The 705-nt window shown below is 46.5% G+C and carries 1 protein-coding gene; it reads right to left on the bottom strand.

What is annotated here, in order from left to right:
- On the bottom strand, window positions 1–705 hold a 705-nt coding region (uvrC, locus tag AB4653_RS24760; protein ID WP_372105557.1), incomplete at both ends, for an excinuclease ABC subunit UvrC.

Here is a 705-nt window from a genome sequence, read left to right as displayed (position 1 = left end):
CTTAAAAAGCTCGAAAAAACCTCTTCTCGCACCGTATTGTTGGGAATTTTCGGGAAATGGCTTCTACTGCCTAAAACCTTGCCTTGGCGAATCATCAAGATATGAATACACGCTACGCCATTCTCTTGAGCAAAGCCCAACACGTCCATATCTTCCATTGAGTCGTCGGATACATATTGTTGTTCTTGCACGCGTCGAATCGCTTGGATTTGGTCACGGAACGCGGCAGCTTGCTCAAAGCGAAGCTCTCGGCTTGCTGTGTCCATCTTTTCGATGAGCGTCTCAAGGACTAACTTGTCCTTCCCTTGCAAGAACAGACGAACGTAGTCGATAAGTTCACTGTACTCTTCATCAGAGATGATTGAGCTGACACATGGCGCAGCACAACGGCCAATCTGATACATCAAACACGGGCGCGTTCTGTTGGCATAAACCGTATCTTCACACTGGCGAGCAGGAAAGATTTTTTGTAGTAGGTGCAACGTCTCACGCACAGCGCCGGAATCAGGGTAAGGACCAAAGTATTCGCCCTTTTTCTTTTTAGCACCACGATGCATCGACAAACGAGGATGCTTGTGACCGCTAATAAAAATATAAGGGTACGACTTATCATCACGCAAAAGTACGTTGTATTTAGGCAAGTACTGCTTGATGTAGTTATGCTCAAGGATGAGCGCTTCTGTTTCCGTGTGCGTTACAGTGACA

This window comes from Vibrio sp. 10N.222.48.A3 (assembly GCF_041475345.1).
Lineage (GTDB): Bacteria > Pseudomonadota > Gammaproteobacteria > Enterobacterales > Vibrionaceae > Vibrio > Vibrio tasmaniensis_A.
This window is presented reverse-complemented; position numbering and strand designations above follow the sequence as displayed.